The 20442-nt window shown below is 61.1% G+C and carries 17 protein-coding genes and 1 tRNA gene; 11 read left to right on the top strand and 7 right to left on the bottom strand.

From position 1 onward, the window contains the following. Positions 1-8 precede the first annotated feature (8 nt). From zapE to lpdA, 6 genes are all read left to right on the top strand, one after another. A complete protein-coding gene (gene zapE / locus EQG66_RS01250) occupies positions 9-1118 on the top strand; it encodes a cell division protein ZapE (RefSeq protein ID WP_129402711.1) in 1110 nt (369 codons plus the stop codon). A gap of 148 nt (positions 1119-1266) precedes the next feature. Then, positions 1267-2229, top strand: a complete 963-nt coding sequence (mdh, locus tag EQG66_RS01245) for a malate dehydrogenase (RefSeq protein ID WP_129402710.1) — start codon at positions 1267-1269, stop codon at positions 2227-2229. Positions 2230-2312: 83 nt separating this feature from the next. Next, positions 2313-3197: a succinate--CoA ligase subunit alpha gene (gene sucD / locus EQG66_RS01240; RefSeq protein WP_129402709.1), complete on the top strand. Its 885-nt coding sequence runs from the start codon at positions 2313-2315 to the stop codon at positions 3195-3197. A 94-nt stretch (positions 3198-3291) separates the two neighbouring features. After that, on the top strand, positions 3292-6105 hold the full coding sequence (locus EQG66_RS01235; protein WP_129402708.1) for a 2-oxoglutarate dehydrogenase E1 component: 2814 nt from the start codon (positions 3292-3294) through the stop codon (positions 6103-6105). Between the two features lie 36 nt (positions 6106-6141). Beyond that, positions 6142-7389, top strand: a complete 1248-nt coding sequence (gene odhB / locus EQG66_RS01230; protein WP_129402707.1) for a 2-oxoglutarate dehydrogenase complex dihydrolipoyllysine-residue succinyltransferase — start codon at positions 6142-6144, stop codon at positions 7387-7389. A gap of 17 nt (positions 7390-7406) precedes the next feature. Next, complete coding sequence (gene lpdA / locus EQG66_RS01225) at positions 7407-8807, top strand: dihydrolipoyl dehydrogenase (RefSeq protein ID WP_129402706.1); 1401 nt, start codon at positions 7407-7409, stop codon at positions 8805-8807. 25 nt (positions 8808-8832) lie between these two features. On the opposite strand, the gene sppA is transcribed toward lpdA, so the two are convergent. Together sppA and EQG66_RS01215 are read right to left on the bottom strand one after the other, a co-directional pair. Further along, the gene (sppA, locus tag EQG66_RS01220; protein ID WP_129402705.1) at positions 8833-10728 is read right to left on the bottom strand and encodes a signal peptide peptidase SppA; all 1896 of its coding nucleotides are present in this window, start codon (positions 10726-10728) and stop codon (positions 8833-8835) included. A 135-nt stretch (positions 10729-10863) separates the two neighbouring features. Next, positions 10864-11532 (bottom strand): hypothetical protein, encoded by a 669-nt coding sequence (locus EQG66_RS01215; protein WP_129402704.1) that lies wholly within the window; start codon positions 11530-11532, stop codon positions 10864-10866. A 369-nt stretch (positions 11533-11901) separates the two neighbouring features. On the opposite strand from EQG66_RS01215, the gene groES reads away from it, so the two are divergent. The 4 genes from groES to EQG66_RS01195 all read left to right on the top strand — a co-directional run bounded on the left by groES (position 11902) and on the right by EQG66_RS01195 (position 15810). Continuing rightward, positions 11902-12189 (top strand): co-chaperone GroES, encoded by a 288-nt coding sequence (gene groES, locus EQG66_RS01210; RefSeq protein WP_129402703.1) that lies wholly within the window; start codon positions 11902-11904, stop codon positions 12187-12189. A gap of 60 nt (positions 12190-12249) precedes the next feature. Next, positions 12250-13908 carry a chaperonin GroEL gene (gene groL / locus EQG66_RS01205; protein WP_129402702.1) on the top strand — a complete coding sequence of 553 codons (1659 nt, stop codon included), beginning with the start codon at positions 12250-12252 and terminating at the stop codon, positions 13906-13908. Positions 13909-14053: 145 nt separating this feature from the next. Further along, positions 14054-15139 carry an AI-2E family transporter gene (locus EQG66_RS01200; protein ID WP_129402701.1) on the top strand — a complete coding sequence of 362 codons (1086 nt, stop codon included), beginning with the start codon at positions 14054-14056 and terminating at the stop codon, positions 15137-15139. Continuing rightward, entirely contained in the window at positions 15136-15810 is a 675-nt protein-coding gene (locus EQG66_RS01195; RefSeq protein ID WP_129402700.1) for a peptidylprolyl isomerase, read from the top strand. The genes EQG66_RS01200 and EQG66_RS01195 overlap by 4 nt, the downstream gene beginning before the upstream one ends. 8 nt (positions 15811-15818) lie before the next feature. On the opposite strand, the gene EQG66_RS01190 is transcribed toward EQG66_RS01195, so the two are convergent. The 4 genes from EQG66_RS01190 to dapB form a co-directional block, all read right to left on the bottom strand. Further along, a tRNA-Arg gene (locus EQG66_RS01190) sits at positions 15819-15895 on the bottom strand. A gap of 98 nt (positions 15896-15993) precedes the next feature. After that, positions 15994-16377: a hypothetical protein gene (locus EQG66_RS01185; RefSeq protein WP_129402699.1), complete on the bottom strand. Its 384-nt coding sequence runs from the start codon at positions 16375-16377 to the stop codon at positions 15994-15996. Positions 16378-16438: 61 nt separating this feature from the next. Beyond that, positions 16439-17080, bottom strand: coding sequence for an endonuclease III (gene nth, locus EQG66_RS01180; protein WP_129402698.1), 642 nt, complete (start codon positions 17078-17080; stop codon positions 16439-16441). Positions 17081-17216: 136 nt separating this feature from the next. Further along, a complete protein-coding gene (gene dapB, locus EQG66_RS01175; RefSeq protein WP_129402697.1) occupies positions 17217-17948 on the bottom strand; it encodes a 4-hydroxy-tetrahydrodipicolinate reductase in 732 nt (243 codons plus the stop codon). 202 nt (positions 17949-18150) lie between these two features. Here dapB and EQG66_RS01170 point away from each other — a divergent pair, with 202 nt between their 5' ends. Further along, complete coding sequence (locus tag EQG66_RS01170) at positions 18151-18852, top strand: NAD-dependent deacylase (RefSeq protein WP_129402696.1); 702 nt, start codon at positions 18151-18153, stop codon at positions 18850-18852. Positions 18853-19124: 272 nt separating this feature from the next. On the opposite strand, the gene EQG66_RS01160 is transcribed toward EQG66_RS01170, so the two are convergent. Then, positions 19125-20441 carry an MFS transporter gene (locus EQG66_RS01160; RefSeq protein ID WP_129402694.1) on the bottom strand — a complete coding sequence of 439 codons (1317 nt, stop codon included), beginning with the start codon at positions 20439-20441 and terminating at the stop codon, positions 19125-19127. Between the last annotated feature and the right edge of the window lies 1 nt (position 20442).

Raw genomic sequence — 20442 nt, 5'->3', positions numbered from 1 at the left:
TCGGGTCGATGACCGACCTTCTCAGCCGTTATCATGCGTTGATCGCATCGGGCGAACTGCGCGCCGACCCCGATCAGGCGCAAGCGGCCCAGCGGCTTGCACGCTTGCAGGCCGACCTTGAGGCGCAGCCGCCGCGCGGGTCTACCCTCTGGAAGCTCTTGCGCAAGGTGCCGGAGCCGCCGCGTGGGCTGTACCTGTGGGGCGGGGTAGGGCGCGGCAAGTCCATGCTGATGGATTTGTTTTTCGAGTGTGTGCAGGTGAAGCGCAAGCGGCGCGCGCATTTCCATGAGTTTATGCTCGATGTCCACGCGCGGCTGCGCGAGGCACGAAAGTCGGAAAGCGGCGATCCGATCCCGCCCGTTGTCGCCTCGCTGGCGGAGGAGGCGCGGTTGCTGTGCTTTGACGAGATGGTCGTCAACAACATGGCGGATGCGGCGATCATGTCACGCCTGTTCGCGGGGCTGATGGAACAGCGGGTAACGATCGTCACCACCTCCAACCGTGTGCCGGATGACCTTTATAAGGACGGCCTCAACCGCCAGCTTTTCCTGCCGTTCATAGACCTGATCAAGGGGCGGCTCGATGTGATGAGCCTCAATGGCCCGGTCGATTACCGGCGGGACCGGCTCGGCAACGCGAAATTATGGCAGGTGCCCAATGGCGAAGCGGCGACACAGGCGCTGCGTGATGCGTTCTTCCGCCTCACCGATTTTCCGCCTGAAGACAAGGCGCATGTGCCGAGCGAAGAGCTGTCGATCCCCGGCGGGCGGAGCATCCATGTGCCCAAGTCACTGAAAGGCGTGGCGGTATTCTCGTTCAAGCGGCTGTGCGCGGAGGCGCGGGGGGCGAGCGATTATCTGTCTATCGCGCGGCATTATCACAGCGTAATCATCGTGGGCATCCCGGTGCTGGGGCCGGAAAACCGCAACGAGGCCGCGCGGTTCGTCACGCTGATCGACGCGCTCTATGAATATAAGGTCAAGCTGCTCGCCAGCGCGGATGCGGAGCCGGATGCGCTTTATCCCACAGGTGATGGCGCGTTTGAGTTTGAGCGCACCGCCTCGCGTCTGATGGAAATGCAGTCTGACGAGTATCTTGCCAAGGGGCATGGCGAATAGCGAGGGCGTATTTATTGCAATTACTTCGCAATATCACAAATAAGTTGCAGTGCAGCGAAAACCAGTGTTGAATCCTTAACCAAATACGCCTAAGCGGGCACAGTTCATCTTGCCGGCGGGGGCCGGTGGCACAAGGAGATTGACTGCAATGGCTCGCAAGAAGATCGCGCTCATCGGCGCTGGCAATATTGGTGGCACACTGGCGCATCTCGCCGCTCAGAAAGAGCTGGGCGATGTCGTGCTGTTTGACGTGGTGGAGGGCGTGCCGCAGGGTAAGGCGCTCGATCTTTCCCAGTGCGGGCCGATCGAAGGCTTTGACGCTAGGATCACCGGCTCCAACGACTATGCCGACATTGCGGGCGCGGACGTGATCATCGTTACCGCTGGCGTGGCGCGCAAGCCCGGCATGAGCCGTGATGATCTTCTTGGCATCAACCTCAAGGTCATGAAGGCTGTGGGCGAGGGTATCAAGGCCAACGCGCCCAACGCCTTCGTCATCTGCATCACCAACCCGCTGGACGCGATGGTGTGGGCGCTGCGCGAATTCTCCGGCCTGCCGCATCACATGGTCGTAGGCATGGCGGGTGTGCTCGATAGCGCGCGCTTCAGCCATTTCATCGCGGACGAGTTCAAGGTCTCGGTGAAGGACGTCAATACCTTCGTTCTCGGTGGCCACGGCGATACGATGGTGCCGGTTACGCGCTATTCCACCGTAAACGGTATTCCGGTGCCTGATCTGGTCAAGATGGGCCTTTCGACGCAGGAGCGCATCGACGCGATCGTGCAGCGCACCCGCTCTGGCGGCGGCGAGATCGTTGCCCTCTTGAAGACCGGCTCGGCATTCTATGCGCCCGCCACATCGGGCATCGCGATGGCCGAGGCGTATCTGCGCGATCAGAAGCGCATCCTGCCCTGCGCGGCCTATGTGAACGGCGAATATGGGGTGAAGGATCTCTATGTCGGTGTGCCGGTGATGATCGGCGCGGGCGGCGTGGAGAAGGTTATCGAGATCGAGCTGGACGAGGCCGACAAGGCCGGTCTTCAGGTTTCGGTCGATGCGGTGAAGGAACTGCTGGTCGCCTGTAAGGGCATCGAGCCGAGCCTCGCCTGAACGAGCTGCACTCCCTCCCCAGGAAAAGTGTGCAGCCGGTGAGGGAAATATGAAATGCCACACCACCTGAAGAAGGGGTAAGCATGTCCATTCTCATCAACAAGAACACCAAGGTCATCACACAGGGGATGACCGGTGCAACCGGAACCTTTCATACCGAGCAGGCGCTTGCCTATGGCACGCAGATGGTCGGCGGCGTCACGCCCGGCAAGGGCGGAACCACGCACATCGGCCTGCCGATGTTCGATACGGTTGCGGAAGCCAAGACCAAGACCGGGGCGGACGCGTCCGTCGTCTATGTTCCGCCGCCATTTGCCGCGGACTCCATTCTTGAAGCGATCGACGCGGAAATCCAGCTGATCGTTTGCATCACCGAGGGCATTCCGGTGCTCGATATGGTGCGGGTAAAGCGCGCGCTGTCGGGCAGCAAGTCCCGCCTGATCGGCCCGAACTGCCCCGGTGTGCTGACGCCTGACGAGTGCAAGATCGGCATCATGCCCGGCAACATCTTCAAGAAGGGTTCAGTTGGCGTCGTTTCGCGCTCCGGCACGCTCACCTATGAGGCGGTGTTCCAGACGTCCAATGCTGGCCTCGGCCAGACCACGGCTGTCGGCATCGGCGGCGATCCGGTTAACGGCACTAACTTCATCGATGTGCTGGAGCTGTTTCTGGCCGACGATGCGACCAAGAGCATCATCATGATCGGCGAAATCGGCGGCGATGCCGAGGAGCAGGCCGCGCAGTTCCTGATCGACGAGGCGAAGAAGGGCCGCAAGAAGCCGATGGCTGGCTTCATCGCGGGCCGCACAGCGCCTCCGGGCCGCCGCATGGGCCATGCCGGGGCGATCGTTTCCGGCGGTAAGGGCGACGCTGAGAGCAAGATCGCCGCAATGGAAGCGGCGGGCATCAAGGTTGCCGCCAGCCCCTCGGAGCTGGGCACGACGCTGTTGGAAGTTCTTAACGGTTAACCATGTATGACAGGCTTCCGGGCGCGCTGCACCGCGCCGGATAGCAATGCGTCCCCCGGCTGCACGCGGGACACAAGGGCGATTGGAACACGTCATGGGCTATGAAGGTCAGGATTTCGACGGCGTAAACGAGGTGGAGCAGGGGCCAAGCTGGGCGCGGTCCGGCTGGCCGCTCAATACCACCGATGATCTTACGGCTGCGCTAGACCCCACGCAGATGGAGGTTGCCGTCAAGGCGGCGGCCAAGGGCGCGGGCAAGCCGCTATCCGATGCGGAAATCAAGCAGGCGGCCTCAGACAGCATCCGCGCCATGATGCTGATCCGCACCTATCGCGTGCGCGGGCATCTGGCCGCCAATCTCGATCCGCTGGGCCTCTCGCACCGCGATATTCCGGCGGATCTGACGCCCGAATATCATGGCTTTTCCGGCGAGGCGCTGGATCGCAAGATTTATGTCGGCGGTACGCTGGGCATGGAGTGGGCGACGATCCGCGAGATCGTGAGCATCTTGCGCGCCAACTACTGCGGCAATGTCGGCCTCGAATATATGCACATCTCCGATGTGGAGGAGCGCCGCTTCCTGCAGGAGCGGATGGAAGGCGCGGATAAGGAGATCGAGTTCACGCCAGAGGGCAAGAAGGCGATCCTCTCCAAGGTGATCCACGCCGAGCAATATGAGAAGTTTTTGGGCCGCAAATATGTCGGCACCAAGCGCTTCGGGCTGGATGGCGGCGAGTCCATGATCCCTGCCTTGGAAGCGGTGATCAAATATGGCGGCGCTCGCGGCATCCGCGAGATCGTCTATGGCATGGCGCATCGCGGGCGCTTGAACGTGCTTGCCAATGTGATGGCCAAGGGCTTCCGCGTGATTTTCCACGAGTTTTCCGGCGGCACTGCCAACCCGGAGGATGTCGGCGGATCGGGCGACGTGAAATATCACCTCGGCACCAGCACCGACCGCGAGTTTGACGGCATCAAGGTGCATATGAGCCTGGTGCCCAACCCCTCGCATCTCGAAACGGTGGATCCGGTTGTACTCGGCAAAGTGCGCGCGCAACAGGTGTTCCGTGATGACCTTGAAAAGCACGAGCAGGTGCTGCCCGTGCTGATCCATGGCGACGCGGCCTTTGCGGGCCAGGGCATCGTCTGGGAGTGCTTTGGCTTCTCCGGCGTCAAAGGATATAATACCGGCGGCTGCATCCATTTCATCATCAACAACCAGATCGGCTTTACCACCAGCCCGCAGTTCTCGCGCGGTTCGCCTTATCCGTCTGACGTAGCAAAGGGCGTGCAGGCGCCGATCATCCATGTGAATGGCGATGACCCCGAAGCAGTAACTTTCGCGTGCAAGCTGGCGGTGGATTATCGCCAGACCTTCCATCGCGATATCGTGATCGACATGTGGTGCTATCGCCGCTTCGGCCATAACGAGGGCGATGAGCCGGGCTTTACCCAGCCTTTGATGTACAAGGCGATCCGCCAGCATCCGCCGGTGAGCGAGGTTTATGCCGCGCGTCTGGTTGCAGAGGGCAAGATCGATGAGGGCTTTGCCGCTGCCGCGACCAAGGCCTTTACCGATCACCTTGAGGAAGAGTTCGAGGCGGCGAAGACCTACAAGTCCAACCATGCGGACTGGTTTGCGGGCCGTTGGTCAGGCCTGCATCAGCCGGCGGACATCGAGACCGCGCGCAAGAATGTCGAAACCGCTATTTCCGGCAAGTTGTTTGACAGCCTGGGCCGCACGTTGACGACGATCCCCGATGGCCATGAGGTCCACAAAACCCTGCGCCGCGTGATCGAGGCCAAGGCCGAGATGTTCAAGACCGGCGAGGGCTTTGACTGGGCGACCGGTGAGGCGCTGGCGTTTGGCAGCCTGTTGTCAGAAGGCTATGGCGTGCGCCTGTCTGGCCAGGACTCCGGGCGCGGCACCTTCAGCCATCGTCACTCGGTCTGGCTCGATCAGGAAACGGAAAAGCGCTATATTCCGCTCTCCACTATCCCGCACGGCAACTTCGAGGTGCTGGATAGTCCGCTCTCCGAATATGGCGTGCTGGGCTTTGAATATGGCTATGCGATGGCCGATCCCAAGAGCCTGGTGATCTGGGAAGCGCAGTTTGGCGATTTCGCCAACGGCGCGCAGATCATGATCGATCAGTATATCGCGTCATCAGAATCCAAGTGGCTGCGCGCCAATGGCCTCGTGCTGTTGCTGCCGCATGGCTATGAGGGGCAGGGGCCGGAGCATAGCTCCGCGCGGCTTGAGAGGTTCCTCCAGCTCTGCGCCGAGGGGAATATACAGGTCGCGAACTGCACCACCCCGGCCAACTATTTCCACATTTTGCGTCGCCAGATGCTCCGTCCGTTCCGCAAGCCGCTGATCATCATGGCGCCAAAGTCATTGCTGCGACACAAGCTGGCGGTGAGCAAGGCGGAGGATTTCATGGGTGCGCATCACTTCATGCGTATCTTGTCTGATACCAATCCCGCGCCGGACAAGGACACCAAACGCCTTGTGCTCTGCACCGGCAAGGTGGCCTATGACCTGATCGAGGCGCGCGATGCGGCGGGCGATGCCAATACGCAGATCGTGCGCGTTGAGCAGATTTATCCCTTCCCGACCGAGGCGCTCGCCATCCGTCTGGCGCGGATGACTAACCTTGAAGAAGTGATCTGGTGTCAGGAAGAGCCGCGCAACAATGGCGCATGGTTCTTTGTCGAGCCGTATATCGAGCAGGCGCTCGATGCCGCCGGAAAGGCCCCGATGCGCGCGCGCTATGCGGGCCGCAAGGCGTCTGCCTCGCCCGCTACCGGCCTCGCCAAACGTCACCTCGCCGAGCAGGGCGCGCTCATCGCGGATGCGCTGGGCCACAGCGTTCGCACCGAAATCAAACGTCAGCAGAAAGCGTAAGCCCCCGCGCATGCGGGGGGCCAGGAGCAAGAAGTCATGGCTACTGAAGTCAAAGTCCCCACGCTGGGCGAATCCGTTACCGAGGCAACCGTCGGCGCATGGCTGAAAAAGCCGGGTGATGCCGTCGCGCTCGATGAGCCCATTGCGAGCCTTGAGACAGATAAGGTCGCGGTGGATGTACCCTCGCCGGTCGCAGGTGTTCTGGGCCAGCAGCTTGTGAAGGAAGGCGATACCGTCAACGTTGGCGCGATCATCGCGACGGTGGAGGCGGGTGGCGTTGCTAGTGCTCCGGCACCTGCGGCGGCTTCGGCTGCTTCTGCTCCAGTGGCAGCGTCGGTGCCGGCGCCGGCGCCTGTTTCCTCCAACACCGAAGATGCATCTTCTGTCACCCTCTCACCCGCTGTGCGCCGCCTGGTGCTGGAGCATGGGCTTGACCCCAGCAGCATCAAGGGAACGGGCCGTGATGGCCGCCTGACTAAGGACGATGTGATGGCTGCGGTCGCCGCTGGCACCGCAAAGGCACAGGGGGCTGCTCCGGCTGCCCCCGTTGCGGCAGCCCCAACATCAGCCCCGACCTCATCCGCCCGCGCAGAAGAGCGGGTGAAGATGACCCGTCTGCGCCAGACTGTCGCCAAGCGCCTCAAGAGCGCGCAGGAAACCGCCGCACTGCTCACCACCTTCAACGATGTCGATATGTCGGCCGTGATCGAGGCGCGTAACACGTACAAGGATTTGTTCGAGAAAAAGCACGGTGTGCGCCTTGGCTTCATGGGCTTTTTCACCAAGGCGGTTTGCATGGCGCTGCGTGATATTCCCGCCGTCAACGCGCAAATCGAAGGCGATGAGATCGTCTATCATAATTACGCCGACATCTCGGTCGCGGTGTCCGCACCCAATGGGCTGGTCGTGCCGGTCATCCGCAATGCCGAAACCATGAGCGTCGCCCAGATCGAAAAAACCATCGGCGACTTCGGCAAGAAGGCCAAGGATGGCGCTTTAACAATGGAAGACATGAAGGGCGGCACCTTCACAATTTCCAACGGTGGCGTGTTCGGCAGCCTGATGTCCACCCCCATCATCAACCCGCCGCAGAGCGCAGTGCTGGGCCTTCACCGTATCGAGGATCGACCGGTCGTGCGCGATGGTCAGATCGTGATCCGCCCAATGATGTATCTGGCGCTGAGTTACGACCATCGTCTGATTGACGGGCGCGAGGCTGTGACGTTCCTTGTCGCGGTCAAGAACGCGATCGAGGATCCAACCCGCCTGCTGATTGATCTTTAAGATACGGAGAGCCTGACATGGCCGACTTTGATTATGATGTGTTGGTGATTGGCGCTGGCCCCGGCGGTTATGTCGCGGCGATCCGCGCGGCGCAGCTTGGCCTCAAGACCGCTTGCGTCGAAAGCCGCGAGACGCTGGGCGGCACCTGCCTCAATGTCGGCTGCATCCCTTCCAAGGCGCTGCTGCACGCATCCGAGAAGTTCGAGGAGGTCAACTCCGGCATGCTTGCCAAATTTGGCGTAAAGGTGTCCGGCGCATCGCTCGATCTACCTGTGATGCTGAAGGAAAAGGACAAGGTCGTCTCCGGCCTCACCGGCGGCATCGCGTTTCTGTTCAAGAAGAACAAGGTCGATTGGCTGAAGGGCCACGCCAGCTTCAAGGACGCGCACAGTGTCGAGGTGGCGGGCAAGACCGTGACCGCCAAAAACATCGTCATCGCCACCGGCTCGTCTGTCACGCCGCTGCCGGGCGTGGAGATCGACAACGCCAAGGGCATAATCGTTGACTCCACAGGCGCGCTCGATCTGGCCAAGGTGCCGGGGCACATGGTCGTGATCGGCGGCGGGGTGATCGGGCTGGAGCTGGGCAGCGTGTGGCGCAGGCTTGGCGCGAAAGTGACGGTGGTCGAATATCTCGACCAGATCCTGCCCGGCATGGATGATGATGTCCGCAAGGAAGCGGCGAAGATCTTCAAGAAGCAGGGCTTTGACATCAAGACCAGCACCAAGGTGACGGGCGTTGCCGTGAAGGGCAAGAAGGCGACTGTCAGTGTAGAACCCGCATCTGGTGGAGCGGGGGAGAGCATCGAGGCAGACGTTGTGCTTGTCGCGATTGGCCGCAAGCCGAATACAGACGGCCTCGCCCTCGACACAATCGGCCTCGTCCCCAATGCGCGCGGGCAGATTGAAACCGATCATGAATTCGCGACATCCGTTTCAGGCGTCTGGGCCATTGGCGACGTGATCCCCGGCCCGATGCTGGCGCACAAGGCCGAGGACGAGGGCATCGCGGTGGCGGAGAACATTGCGGGCCTTACCGGCATCGTCAATCATGACGTTATCCCGGCGGTTGTCTATACCCACCCGGAGATCGCCAGCGTCGGCCTCACAGAGGAACAGGCAAAAGCTAAGGGCGCGATCAAGATCGGCAAGTTCCCGATGATGGCGAATAGCCGCGCCAAGGCGAATGACGATACTGACGGCTTCGTCAAGATCATCTCAGAGGCGGACACGGACCGGGTGCTGGGCGTTCATATCGTCGCGTCGCTCGCGGGCACGATGATCGCTCAGGCGGCTCAGGCGATGGAGTTCGGCGCATCGAGCGAGGATATCGCCTATACGTGCCACGCTCATCCCACGCACAGCGAGGCGATGAAAGAGGCGGCGATGGCGGTACAGGGCAAGCCCATCCATATGTAAGGCAGGCGCGGTAGCGCCTCTCAACTTATTGCATCAGCTTGGCGATCAGAGTCATGACGCCTGTGTTCTCATGTGCTGCGGGCGAGGGTGGGGTAAATGCCCCACATTCCAGACACCTGGCCTGAACAGAGCTGCCTTCCGCCATCATCCGCGCGTCTGAGAGGATGCGTAGCAGCATCGCCCGTTGCATCGCCGCCTGATGGCCGAGTAGATCGCGCGCGCCGGAGCGGTAGACTGCTCTCGCCTCGCTCTCGCCAGTCATCCGCGCGAAAAAGGCGGTAAAGGGGTCTGGCTCCGGGTCGATATAAAGCGGGCGGGCCATTTCGGGGTCGATCTTGGCGAGGCGCGCTGCCTCGGCAATCGCGTCCTCCAGCCCGCCAAAGCGATCAATCAGCCCAATCTGCCGCGCGCTGCCGCCATCCCACACCCGTCCCTGTGCTATGCGGTCTATCTCAGCAGGGCTTTTGCCGCGTGCGTCCGCCACCAGCTTCAGAAATCGGCGGTATATGTCTTCCACACCGAGCTGTGTGATCCGGTTGAACTCTGGGCCGATTCCGCCCAACACGTCTGGCTCACCTGTGAGCGGGGTTGTTTTCACCGCGCTGGTGGTGATACCGATCTTGCTCAGCATGCCCTCAAAGCTCGGCAAAATGCCGAATACGCCGATGGAGCCGGTGACGGTAGATGGCTCGGCCAGCACTGTGTCCGCCGCACTCGCCACCCAATAGCCTCCGCTGGCCGCGACATTACCCATAGACGCGACGACTGGAATACCCTTTGCGCGTGCGGCGCCCAGCGCGGCGCGGATCTGCTCAGAGGCCAGTACGGAGCCGCCGGGGGAGTCAATGCGCACCACCAGCGCCTTGATGTCATCGTTCGCCAGCGCGTCCTCGATCAGCATGGCGATGCTATCTCCGCCGGCCGTGCCGGGGCCAGCCTCGCCATCCATGATCGCGCCAGCCACCGTGACGACGCCGATCTGGCCATCGCCTGCAGGGCGGTGGGCGCGGGTGTAATCGTGCAGTGCAATTGCCGCGAACGCCGGGCCATTCTGACCGGATGGTGCCTCCCCCGCCAGCGCAGTTACCCGTTCGTCAAACGCGCGGATGTCGCCCAGCTTGTCCACCAGCCCGGCAGAGAGCGCGGCCTGCGATAGATTGCCCTTTGCCGCCTCAATTTGTTGCACCGGCTTGGTCGCGTAGGTCGCGATTTTCGCGCGCGGGCGCGCCTTGGCCACATCATCCAGCCAATTAGACCAGAGTGTGTTGACCAGCGCCTGGCTCGCGGCCTGCGCCTCTGGCGAGGGACCGCTGAGCATGAATGGCTCGACCGCGCTCTTATATGTCCCGACCCGATAGATGTGTGCCGTTACGCCCAATTTGTCGATCAAGCCCTTGAAATAGGGCATCGAGCCACCGGGGCCGCTGAATACTACGCCTCCGAGCGGATTGAGCCAGACTTCGCTTGCGTGGGCGGCGAGCATATAGCTGTCATCCGTATACAGTGTGGCATAGGCAAGCACAGGCTTTTTCGAAGCGCGCACGCTATCCAGCGCCTTGCCAACGCGCATCAGCGCCACCTGCCCGCCGCCCGCGAAGCCATCAAGATTGAGGACTACGGCTTTGACCTTCGGGTCCGTGCGCGCATTTTCCAGCGCGTGAACGACATCGCGCAACCGATATTCATATAACGGGGCTTCGCTGCCCATCAGCGCAGAAAACGGGTCCGTCTCCTGCGGTTGTTCAACGAGCGTGCCATCCATGTCGATCAGCAGCGCGCCTTCGTGCGTGTGCAGCGGACGCTCACCGGGCGCCATACTGAGCACCGCGTAAAGCCCCCCGAAGAACAGCAGCAGGAAGCACAGCACCAGCACATCCTTTACGCCGATGATGATGCGCCAGATGGCTTTGAGGAAGGTCATGCGGTGGCTCCGGCCGTGATTGAAGTCGGTTGGTCAGGGCTTACCGCGTTGCCACGCCCACGGCAAAGGAAAACCCGCCGACGCCAAGGCGATAACCTTGGGCATCGGCGGGTTTTGAAAGACTGTTTGCGCTGTTTAGAAGCGATAGCCAATTGTGAGCTGCAGGATCGGATAGACCTTGAAGCCGTCGATATCGTCCTGAATTTCCTGGCGTTCGCGCTCAAGATCTGCCGCGATCGTGCCGATCGGGGCAGTACCCGTGTAGGTCAGCGGCTTGATCTTCATCTTGCCCTGAAACATCGCGCCGCCCTCGATGCCGAAGGTGAGGCCCTTGGAGAGGCCACCGCCATAGCCCAGCGTCAGGGTGGGGGCGAGGTTCTTGAGGTCGGTCTCAGTGCGCAGTGTGCCGATGTCCGTTGGTGTGTAGGTGTTGTTGCCAACCTGCACATTCTGGGTCGGGCGGGCCACCACGCGCGCTTCGTTACCGTTGATGCGCAGGCCACCAGACAGGCGGAAGCCGCCGCCGAACGGGTAGACGTCGACCATAACGCCGCCGGACTTCAGCTTGGCCTTGCCGTCATAGTTGATGCCAGACGAGTCGATATCGCGGCTGATGCTGAGGAACGTTGCGTTTGCGCGAACGCCGAACATCTCGGATACGCGATAGCCAACTTCCGGGCCGATGCCCAGTGTGCCGCCGGTGATGCCGACGCTGAGGCGGGCGTTGTCGTCCTCTGCGGCATAGGCCGCAACGGAGGTGGTCGCCGCCAGCGTGGTGACGATAAGCGCAAATGATTTCTTCATGATTTACCCCTTGTTCAAAATATAACGCGGACATTTATTATATTGTGCGCCCCGGCAGGGGAGATAACCGCTGATAGGCCAAAGGTCAAGCGCAGTTTTTAGTACATTTTCGTGACGCAAAACAGTAATATTGCTGTTTTTAATCATATTATTAGATGGGCAGGGTTGCTCACGTCGCTGCCCAAGAAAAAATCATGCCGATCCCCTTGATAGCCCAATAATCGGTCCCATATACGGGCCGCTGGCACTCTCAGGCCGAGAGTGCTGATCGCAGTTTGTCTGGGGGTCCGCTCCGCCCGGCACCGCCAATCGTGCGGGTGAATGGGTTATGGGGGTACGGATCTCCGTTGGAAAGGGAAAGGCAATTATATGGGATTTCGTCCTTTGCATGACCGCGTTCTCGTGCGCCGCGTAGAAGCGGAAGAGAAAACCGCCGGTGGCATCATCATTCCGGATAGCGCCAAGGAAAAGCCGCAGGAAGGTGAAGTCGTCTCCGTTGGTTCGGGCGCCAAGTCCGAAGACGGCAAGGTTACTCCGCTCGACGTGAAGGCGGGCGATCGCATCCTGTTCGGCAAGTGGTCCGGCACCGAGGTTAAGGTCGATGGCGAAGACCTGCTCATCATGAAAGAATCGGATATTCTCGGTATTGTTGGCTAATCAGCCGCACCGGAATTTCCTCCACCCCAAATCAGTTTTCAGAAAGCAGAGGTTATAACCATGGCTGCAAAAGACGTAAAATTTTCGCGTGACGCCCGTGAGCGCATCCTGCGCGGTGTCGATATCCTCGCCGATGCGGTGAAGGTCACGCTTGGCCCCAAAGGCCGCAATGTCGTTATCGACAAGAGCTTCGGTGCTCCCCGCATCACCAAGGACGGCGTCACCGTCGCCAAGGAAATCGAGCTGAAGGACAAGTTCGAGAACATGGGCGCGCAGATGATCCGCGAAGTTGCCAGCAAGGCGAACGACGCGGCAGGCGATGGCACCACCACCGCGACCGTTCTGGCGCAGGCCATTGTCCGCGAGGGCATGAAGTCGGTCGCTGCCGGCATGAACCCGATGGACCTTAAGCGCGGCATCGACCTCGCGGTCAACAAGGTCGTTGAAGACCTCAAGGCCCGTTCGAAGCCCGTTGCCGGCACCAGCGAAATCGCGCAGGTTGGTATCATTTCGGCCAATGGCGACCGTGAAGTCGGCGAGAAGATCGCTGAAGCCATGGAAAAGGTCGGCAAGGAAGGCGTCATCACCGTCGAGGAGGCCAAGGGTCTGGATTTCGAGCTGGATGTCGTTGAGGGCATGCAGTTCGATCGTGGCTATCTCAGCCCCTATTTCATCACCAATCCTGAGAAGATGCAGGTTGAGCTGACGGATCCTTTCATCCTGATCCACGAGAAGAAGCTCTCCAACCTCCAGTCGATGCTGCCGATTTTGGAAGCCGTTGTGCAGTCGGGCCGTCCGCTGCTCATCATCGCTGAAGACATTGAGGGCGAGGCTCTGGCCACGCTCGTCGTCAACAAGCTGCGCGGCGGCCTCAAGGTTGCTGCGGTCAAGGCGCCTGGCTTTGGCGATCGTCGCAAGGCGATGCTGGAAGACATCGCGATCCTCACCAAGGGCGAGATGATCTCTGAAGATCTCGGCATCAAGCTGGAGAACGTTACTGTCGGCATGCTCGGCACCGCCAAGCGCGTCAGCATCGACAAGGACAACACGGTCATCGTCGATGGCGCCGGTGATGCCGCCGCGATCAAGGGCCGCGTTGAAGCGATCCGTGCGCAGATCGAGAACACCACTTCGGACTATGACAAGGAAAAGCTGCAAGAGCGCCTTGCCAAGCTCGCCGGTGGCGTTGCGGTCATCAAGGTTGGCGGTTCGACCGAGGTTGAGGTGAAGGAGCGCAAGGATCGCGTTGACGATGCGCTGCATGCTACCCGCGCTGCGGTTGAGGAAGGCATCGTCCCCGGCGGCGGCACAGCGCTGCTCTATGCCACCAAGGCTCTCGAAGGCCTGAAGGGCGCGAACGACGACCAGACCCGTGGTATCGACATCATCCGCAAGGCGATCACCGCTCCGGTGCGCCAGATCGCGGCAAACGCTGGCCATGACGGCGCGGTCGTTTCGGGCAACCTGCTGCGTGAAGGCGATGAGACCAAGGGTTTCAATGCCGCGACCGACACCTATGAAAACCTCGTCACCGCCGGCGTGATCGACCCGACCAAGGTGGTTCGCACTGCTCTGCAGGATGCGGCATCGGTTGCTGGCCTGCTCATCACCACCGAGGCAGCGATTTCCGAAATGCCGGAAGACAAGGCTGCTGGCGGCATGGGCGGTATGCCCGGCGGCATGGGTGGAATGGGCGGCATGGGCGGCATGGACTTCTGATCCACACCCATTCGCTATAGGTTACAGGAGCCGGGGGCGTTTCATGCGCCTCCGGCTTCTTTTTGTCGGGCTACGCGCCTATCGGCATTGACTGTGCTGCTCTGCTCTCGCATCAGCAAATCGGCAGCCTGCAGGAGTGCGCCATATGAGCCGTCGTTTTGAGGACCGGATGTTTCTCGCGCTGATTGCGGGTGCAACGCTGTTGTTCCTATGGCTGATCGCAACGTTTTTTGATGCGATTTTGTGGGCGGTGGTGGCCGCGATCATTTTTGCTCCGTTGCAGCGAGCCCTGATGCGTTGGCGGCCCGATCATCCCAACAGCATGGCGGTGCTCAGTTTGCTGACGCTCATTGCCGTCGTGATCATACCGCTGATGATCTTGTCCAGCTTTCTGCTGCAGGAAGCCGCACTTCTTTATCAGGGTATCCAGACAGGCAAGATCGATTTTACTCAGTATTTCGATCAGATACGCCATGCATTGCCGCGCTGGGCGCGCCTTCAGCTCAACCGGGTGGGATGGGGCAATCTGGATGGCGTCCGCGAGCAGCTCGGCAGTCTGCTCTCCAGCAGCTTTCAGACACTGGCGGCACATGCGCTTAGCCTGGGTCAACGTGCGGCGTCCTTTCTACTGTCGCTGACGGTAATGCTCTATCTGAGCTATTTCATGATGCGCGACGGGCCTCGTTTGTCTTCCATGGTCATTGGCGCCGTTCCTTTGCATCCTGCCCGCCGTGTCGCGCTGGCAGAGAAATTCGCTGCGGTGGTCCGTGCCACTATCAAGGGCAACATGGTGGTTGCGGTGGTGCAAGGTGCGCTGGGAGGGGCGATATTCTGGGCGCTCGGCATCGGCGGCGCGCTGCTCTGGGGCGTATTAATGGCGTTTCTTTCACTGATACCTGCGGTGGGCACGGGCTTGGTGTGGGTTCCTGTTGCAATTTATCTTTTTGCGTCAGGGGCGGTCGTCAAGGGAGGTATCCTTGTATTTTGCGGCTTCTTTGTGATTGGGCTGGTGGATAATTTCCTCCGCCCGATACTGGTTGGCCGCGATACGCGGATGCCAGACTATATGGTACTGATCTCGACGCTGGGCGGGCTGGAGCTGTTCGGCATGTCCGGGCTGATCGTAGGGCCTGTCATCGCCGCGTTTTTCCTTTCGGTATGGGAAATATTCATCACTGATCGCGCAAGGCTGTCTGCTCCGGCAGTACGGGAGGAGGAGGTCAAACCATGAAGACGGTGTGGGTGCGTATGCTCTCCCCCGTGCTGGCGCTTGGCCTTATCGGTGGCGCAGTTAAGGCACAGACGCCTACAGTTCCTTCACCCACAGTCGCGGCTCCGGCGCAACAGCCCAAACCCGCCACCGTTCGTGTCGTGTTACAAACCAGCGAAGGCGCAATCGTGCTGGAGCTTGAGAAAGATCGGGCCCCCATCACCACCCGCAATTTCCTGCGCTATGTCGACGAGCGGCGTTATGATAATCAGACCTTTTATCGTGCGCTCGACATGGCCGAAAATTTCGGACTGATTCAGGCGGGCGTTACCGTGATGAAGCCGGGGCAAAAGCCCATCCCGCCGATTGCGCATGAACCGACGACGCTCACCGGCCTGTCGCATCAGACCGGCACCGTCTCTATGGCGCGGCGCGCGCTGGGTACGGCGCAGTCAGACTTCTTCATCGCTGTGGGCGATATGTCCAGCCTGGATGCCCAGCCGGACAAGCCGGGTGACAATCAGGGCTTCGCCGCCTTTGGCCGGGTGACGGAAGGACTGGATGTCGTTATGAAGATCATGCGCGGGCCGATCAACCCCGCGCTTGGCGCCAAGGATGGCATGGCGGGGCAGATGCTGGCCAACCCGGTTCGTATTCTTTCCGCGCGGCGCATGGAGCAGAGTGGGAAATGACGGAAAAGTGGCGCACCCAAGAGGATTCGAACCTCTGGCCTCTGCCTTCGGAGGGCAGCGCTCTATCCAGCTGAGCTATGGGTGCATATGCGTCTGTTCTAGGGGCGCTTAGCAAAGCGCAAAGGGGAGCGCCAGACGCAACTGCGGATCGGCGCGCTTTTTATTCGATACGCATCGGCGCGTCTACTTCTTGGCCTTTTCCATTTTCTGGAACTTGCCGAGGCCGCAGCTTGGCCCCTGGCTCAGCCCGCCACCGAAGGATTGCAGCACAGTGATGATGTCGACCGAGCAGAGCTGACTTGTGGAGAGCTTGTAAGAAAAGCGTTCCTCGAAACCGAGGCCGGAGCATTTATAAGGCAGGGTGTTGCGATAGATGGTGTTGCCGTTCATCTCGAAGTCGATCGTCTGGTCATCGCGCACATGCGTGCTGCGGATGAGGCGCGGGTTGATGCAGTCGATGGGCTCGCCAACGGCGACGAGATTGTCGGGCTTTTTATCCTTGGCGATGGCGGGGGTCGCGGCGATCAACAGGGCTGCTGCCGAGGCGGCAAGGCGGGATGGTCTCATGGGCAGGCTCCTTTCCTTTGGTAAATCTAACATCCGCAGCATGAACGCCAGATGACGGGAATCAGGCCGGCGCTGGCGTCTTGGGCTTGAACCGGCACAGATCAGCGACCGGGCAGCGCCAACATTCGGGCCGCCGCGCCTTGCAGATATAGCGGCCGTGCAGGATCAGCCAGTGATGCGCATCGCGGCGGAAGGGGGCGGGGGTGTTTTTCTCTAAGGCTTTTTCCACGTGGAGAGGCGTTTTGCCAGGGGCCAGGCCGGTGCGGTTTCCAACACGGAAGATGTGGGTGTCGACCGCGAAGGTCTCCGCGCCGTAGGCGGTGTTCATCACCACATTGGCGGTTTTCCGCCCGACTCCGGGCAGGGTCGTGAGCACATCCCGGTCTTGCGGCACCTGCCCGCCGAAATCCTGCACCAAAATCTCGGACAGTGCGATCACGTTCTTCGCCTTGGCGTTGAACAGGCCGATGGTCTTGATGTGTTGCTTCAATCCCTCCTCACCGAGCGCGACCATCTGTGCGGGGGTTGTGACGTCGCGGAAGAGGGCGCGGGTGGCCTTGTTGACGCCAATATCGGTCGCCTGGGCGGACAGCACCACGGCGACCAGCAGCTGATAGTCATTGCCATAGTCTAGTTCGGTGCGCGGATCGGGGTTCAGCTCCGCCAGCCTCCGGTAAAACTCGAATATATCAGGCTTTTTCATTGTTGGTCTTTCCGCTGCGCGGAAAGCGCCGCTCCAGCCCACTCCCCCACCCGACCTCCCATAAGAATACCCTGTTGGGAGGTCGGGTGGGGGAGTGGGCCGGCGCCGAAAAGTTTCAGTGAAACTGAAACAGACATCAAAGCCCTAAAACATTTTTCATGTCATAACGCCCCGCGCTTTGCGCCCCAAGCCACAGCGCCGCCTTCACAGCGCCGCGCGCGAAGATGGCGCGGTTTTCGGCGCGATGGCCGATCTCGATGCGCTCGTCATCGGTCGCGAAGATCACCTGATGATCCCCCGCCACAGAGCCACCGCGCAGCGCCGCGAAGCCGATCGCCCCGCGCGCCCGCGCGCCGGTGATACCATCACGCCCGCTCTCCTTATGTTCGGCCAGCGCGATCCCCCGCCCGCGCGCCGCCGCTTCGCCCAGCAACAATGCTGTGCCCGATGGTGCATCGACCTTGTGGCGGTGATGCATCTCGACAATCTCGATGTCCCAGTCATCCCCCAGCCGCGCGGCGGCGCTTTCCACCAGCGCGGCGAGCAGATTGACGCCCAAAGACATATTGCCGGTCTGGAGCACGGGAATGGTGTGGGACGCGGCGTCGATCAGATGATGATGCGCCTCCTCCAGCCCGGTGGTGCCGATGACGACCGGCTTCTTCGCCAGCATGCAGTCCTCCAGCGTGTCTTTCAGCGCAGCGGGCGTGGAGAAATCGATCAGCACGTCGCTGCGCTGGATGAGCGCGGAAAGATCCCCTTCGCCCTTGTCCACACCGCCGGCATATGGAAGGCCTTTTGCCTCCAGCTCCGTGCGGATGGCCCGGCCCATCCGCCCGTTGCACCCGATGATCCCGATTGCCGTCATGGCTTGCGTCCTTCCCCTTCGCGCTGCATCAGTTTCTGATCTGAAATTCCGTTGTTGCGGAATTTCAGGGGTCGGTCCCGGCCCTCTCCCCCTCCCAACCTCCCGATATGGTATCCTATGGGAGGTTGGGAGGGGGAGAGGGCTGGTGCGGCTCTCAAAATTCGCGGTAAAGCGAATTTTGAATCAGAAGTAGGACACGCCGATGCCAGACTATCGCTCGATTGTCATCCTCACAGGCGCGGGAATTTCCGCCGAGAGTGGGCTTGCCACCTTTCGCGGGCCGGATGGTCTATGGGAGGGGCACCGGGTCGAGGATGTGTGCACGCCAGAGGCGCTGGCGCGCAACCCGGCGCTGGTCCACCGCTTTTACGACGAACGGCGGGCGAAGCTGGCCGAGGTAAAGCCCAACCCGGCGCATGCGGCGCTGGCCCGGCTGGAGCGGGAATGGAACGGCGATTTGTTGCTCGTCACGCAGAATGTCGATGATCTGCATGAGCGGGCAGGGTGCAGCCAGGTGCTGCATATGCATGGCGAGCTGTTGTCCGCCCTGTGCGCGCGCTGCGGCGAGAGCTGGCGCTGGGGGACAAGCCTGCCGCCGGGCAGCGTCTGTCCCGCCTGCGGGTCTGGCGCGCTCAGGCCCGACATCGTGTTCTTCGGCGAAATGCCTTATGAGATGGAGCGGATCGACGCGGCGCTGCGCAACTGCGACCTGTTCGTCTCGATCGGCACCTCAGGCGCGGTCTATCCCGCCGCCGGTTTCGTCCAGACCGCGCGCTATGTTGGGGCCGACACGCTGGAGCTGAACCTCGATCCTTCGGCGGGCAGCGTGTATTTTAGCGAGAGCAGGATGGGCAGGGCGGGGGAGCTGGTGCCGCAGTGGGTGGAGGAAGTTTTGGGGGGATGAAAGAACGACTGACGATTAACGGCGGTAGAATAGGTTGATCGTTGCGTTTGGACATGATAGCTGATTTCTATGTGGACTTGGACTATAGCCGCGTTGATCGCTTGTGCTTATTGCATTGCGAAAGCAGTAATTGATATTAGAGCTCGCAGGTTTATTTGGGGAATTGTCGGCTTGGTTAGTGCGGCGATATTTATGTTGTGGCCGACTCAAACTCACGTGGTTAAGGTAGATCTACCTACAACGAACCAATGACTTCTTGCTAAATTGCTTTCTTAATCCCGGTCAATCAAACTTGCCACCTTGGTCTCGCTCATCGCTATGTAGGTGAGCAGCGATACGCCGCAGAGCGCCGAGACATACCAGTAAAACCAGCCTTCCACGCCCAATGTCTTGAGCTGGAGCGCGACATATTCGGCGCTGCCGCCGAACAGCGCGTTGGCGATGGCGTAGGGCAGGGCGACGCCGAGCGCGCGGATGTGGGCGGGGAACAGCTCTGCCTTCACCACCGCGTTGATCGAGGTATAGCCGCTCACGGCAATGAGCGCCGCCATCACGAGGGCGAAGGCGCTGATCGGATCATGCGCTTGTTCGAGCGCGCGGAACAGCGGCACCGTGCCGAATGTGCCCGCCAGCCCGAAGCCGATCATCAACGGCTTCCTGCCGATCCTGTCAGACAGGGCGCCAAAAGCAGGTTGCAGCGCCATGAACACAAACAGCGCCCCGGCCATGATCCAGCTCGCCTGCTGCCGGTCAAAACCCGCTGAATTGACGAGATATTTCTGCATATAGGTGGAGTAGGTATAGAAAGCGAGCGTGCCGCCTGCGGTGAGCGCCACCACCAGCCCCGCCGCGCCGGGGTGGTCCTTCATCAGCGTCAGCACACCGGAGCGGGGCACGTCGGTGCGCTCCTTCGCGGCGAGATAATGCTCCGTCTCCAGCAGGCGTCTGCGCAGCACCAGCACGATGAGCGCCAGCACCGCGCCGAGCACAAACGGGATGCGCCAGCCCCAGCTTTCGAGCGCCGTCTCGCTCATGACCGCCTGCAGCAGCAGCAACAGCGCCAGCGCGACAAGCTGACCCATGATCAGCGTGACATATTGAAAGCTGGACCAGAATCCGCGCCGCTGTACCCCCGCCATTTCGGAGAGATAGGTCGCGCTCGCGCCATATTCGCCGCCGACGGAGAGGCCCTGAATCAGCCGCGCCACCACCAGCAGCGCGGGCGCAGCGACCCCTATCGCGTCATAGCCCGGCGTGACCGCGATCAGCAGCGAACCGGCGCTCATCATCAAAATCGAGAGGGTCAACCCCGCCTTGCGGCCGCGCCGGTCGGCATAGACGCCCATGATCCACGCGCCGATGGGGCGCATCAGGAAGCCGACGGCGAAGATCGCGCCTGCACTCAGGAGCTGTGCGGTCTGATCCTGCGCGGGGAAGAAAACCGGCGCGAAATAGAGGGTGAAGGCGGCATAAGCATACCAGTCATACCATTCGACCAGATTGCCCGCCGAGCCGCCCAGGATGGAGAGCAGGCGGGAGCGGGCGCTGACGTCTCTGCCTGCCTGCGCGCCTTCCCCCGCCGCGCTCATG

Source organism: Sphingobium fluviale (genome assembly GCF_004122115.1).
Classification (GTDB): Bacteria; Pseudomonadota; Alphaproteobacteria; order Sphingomonadales; family Sphingomonadaceae; genus Sphingobium; species Sphingobium fluviale.
Note: the sequence above shows the minus strand (reverse complement) of the source record. Positions and strands in the feature narration are given on the sequence as shown.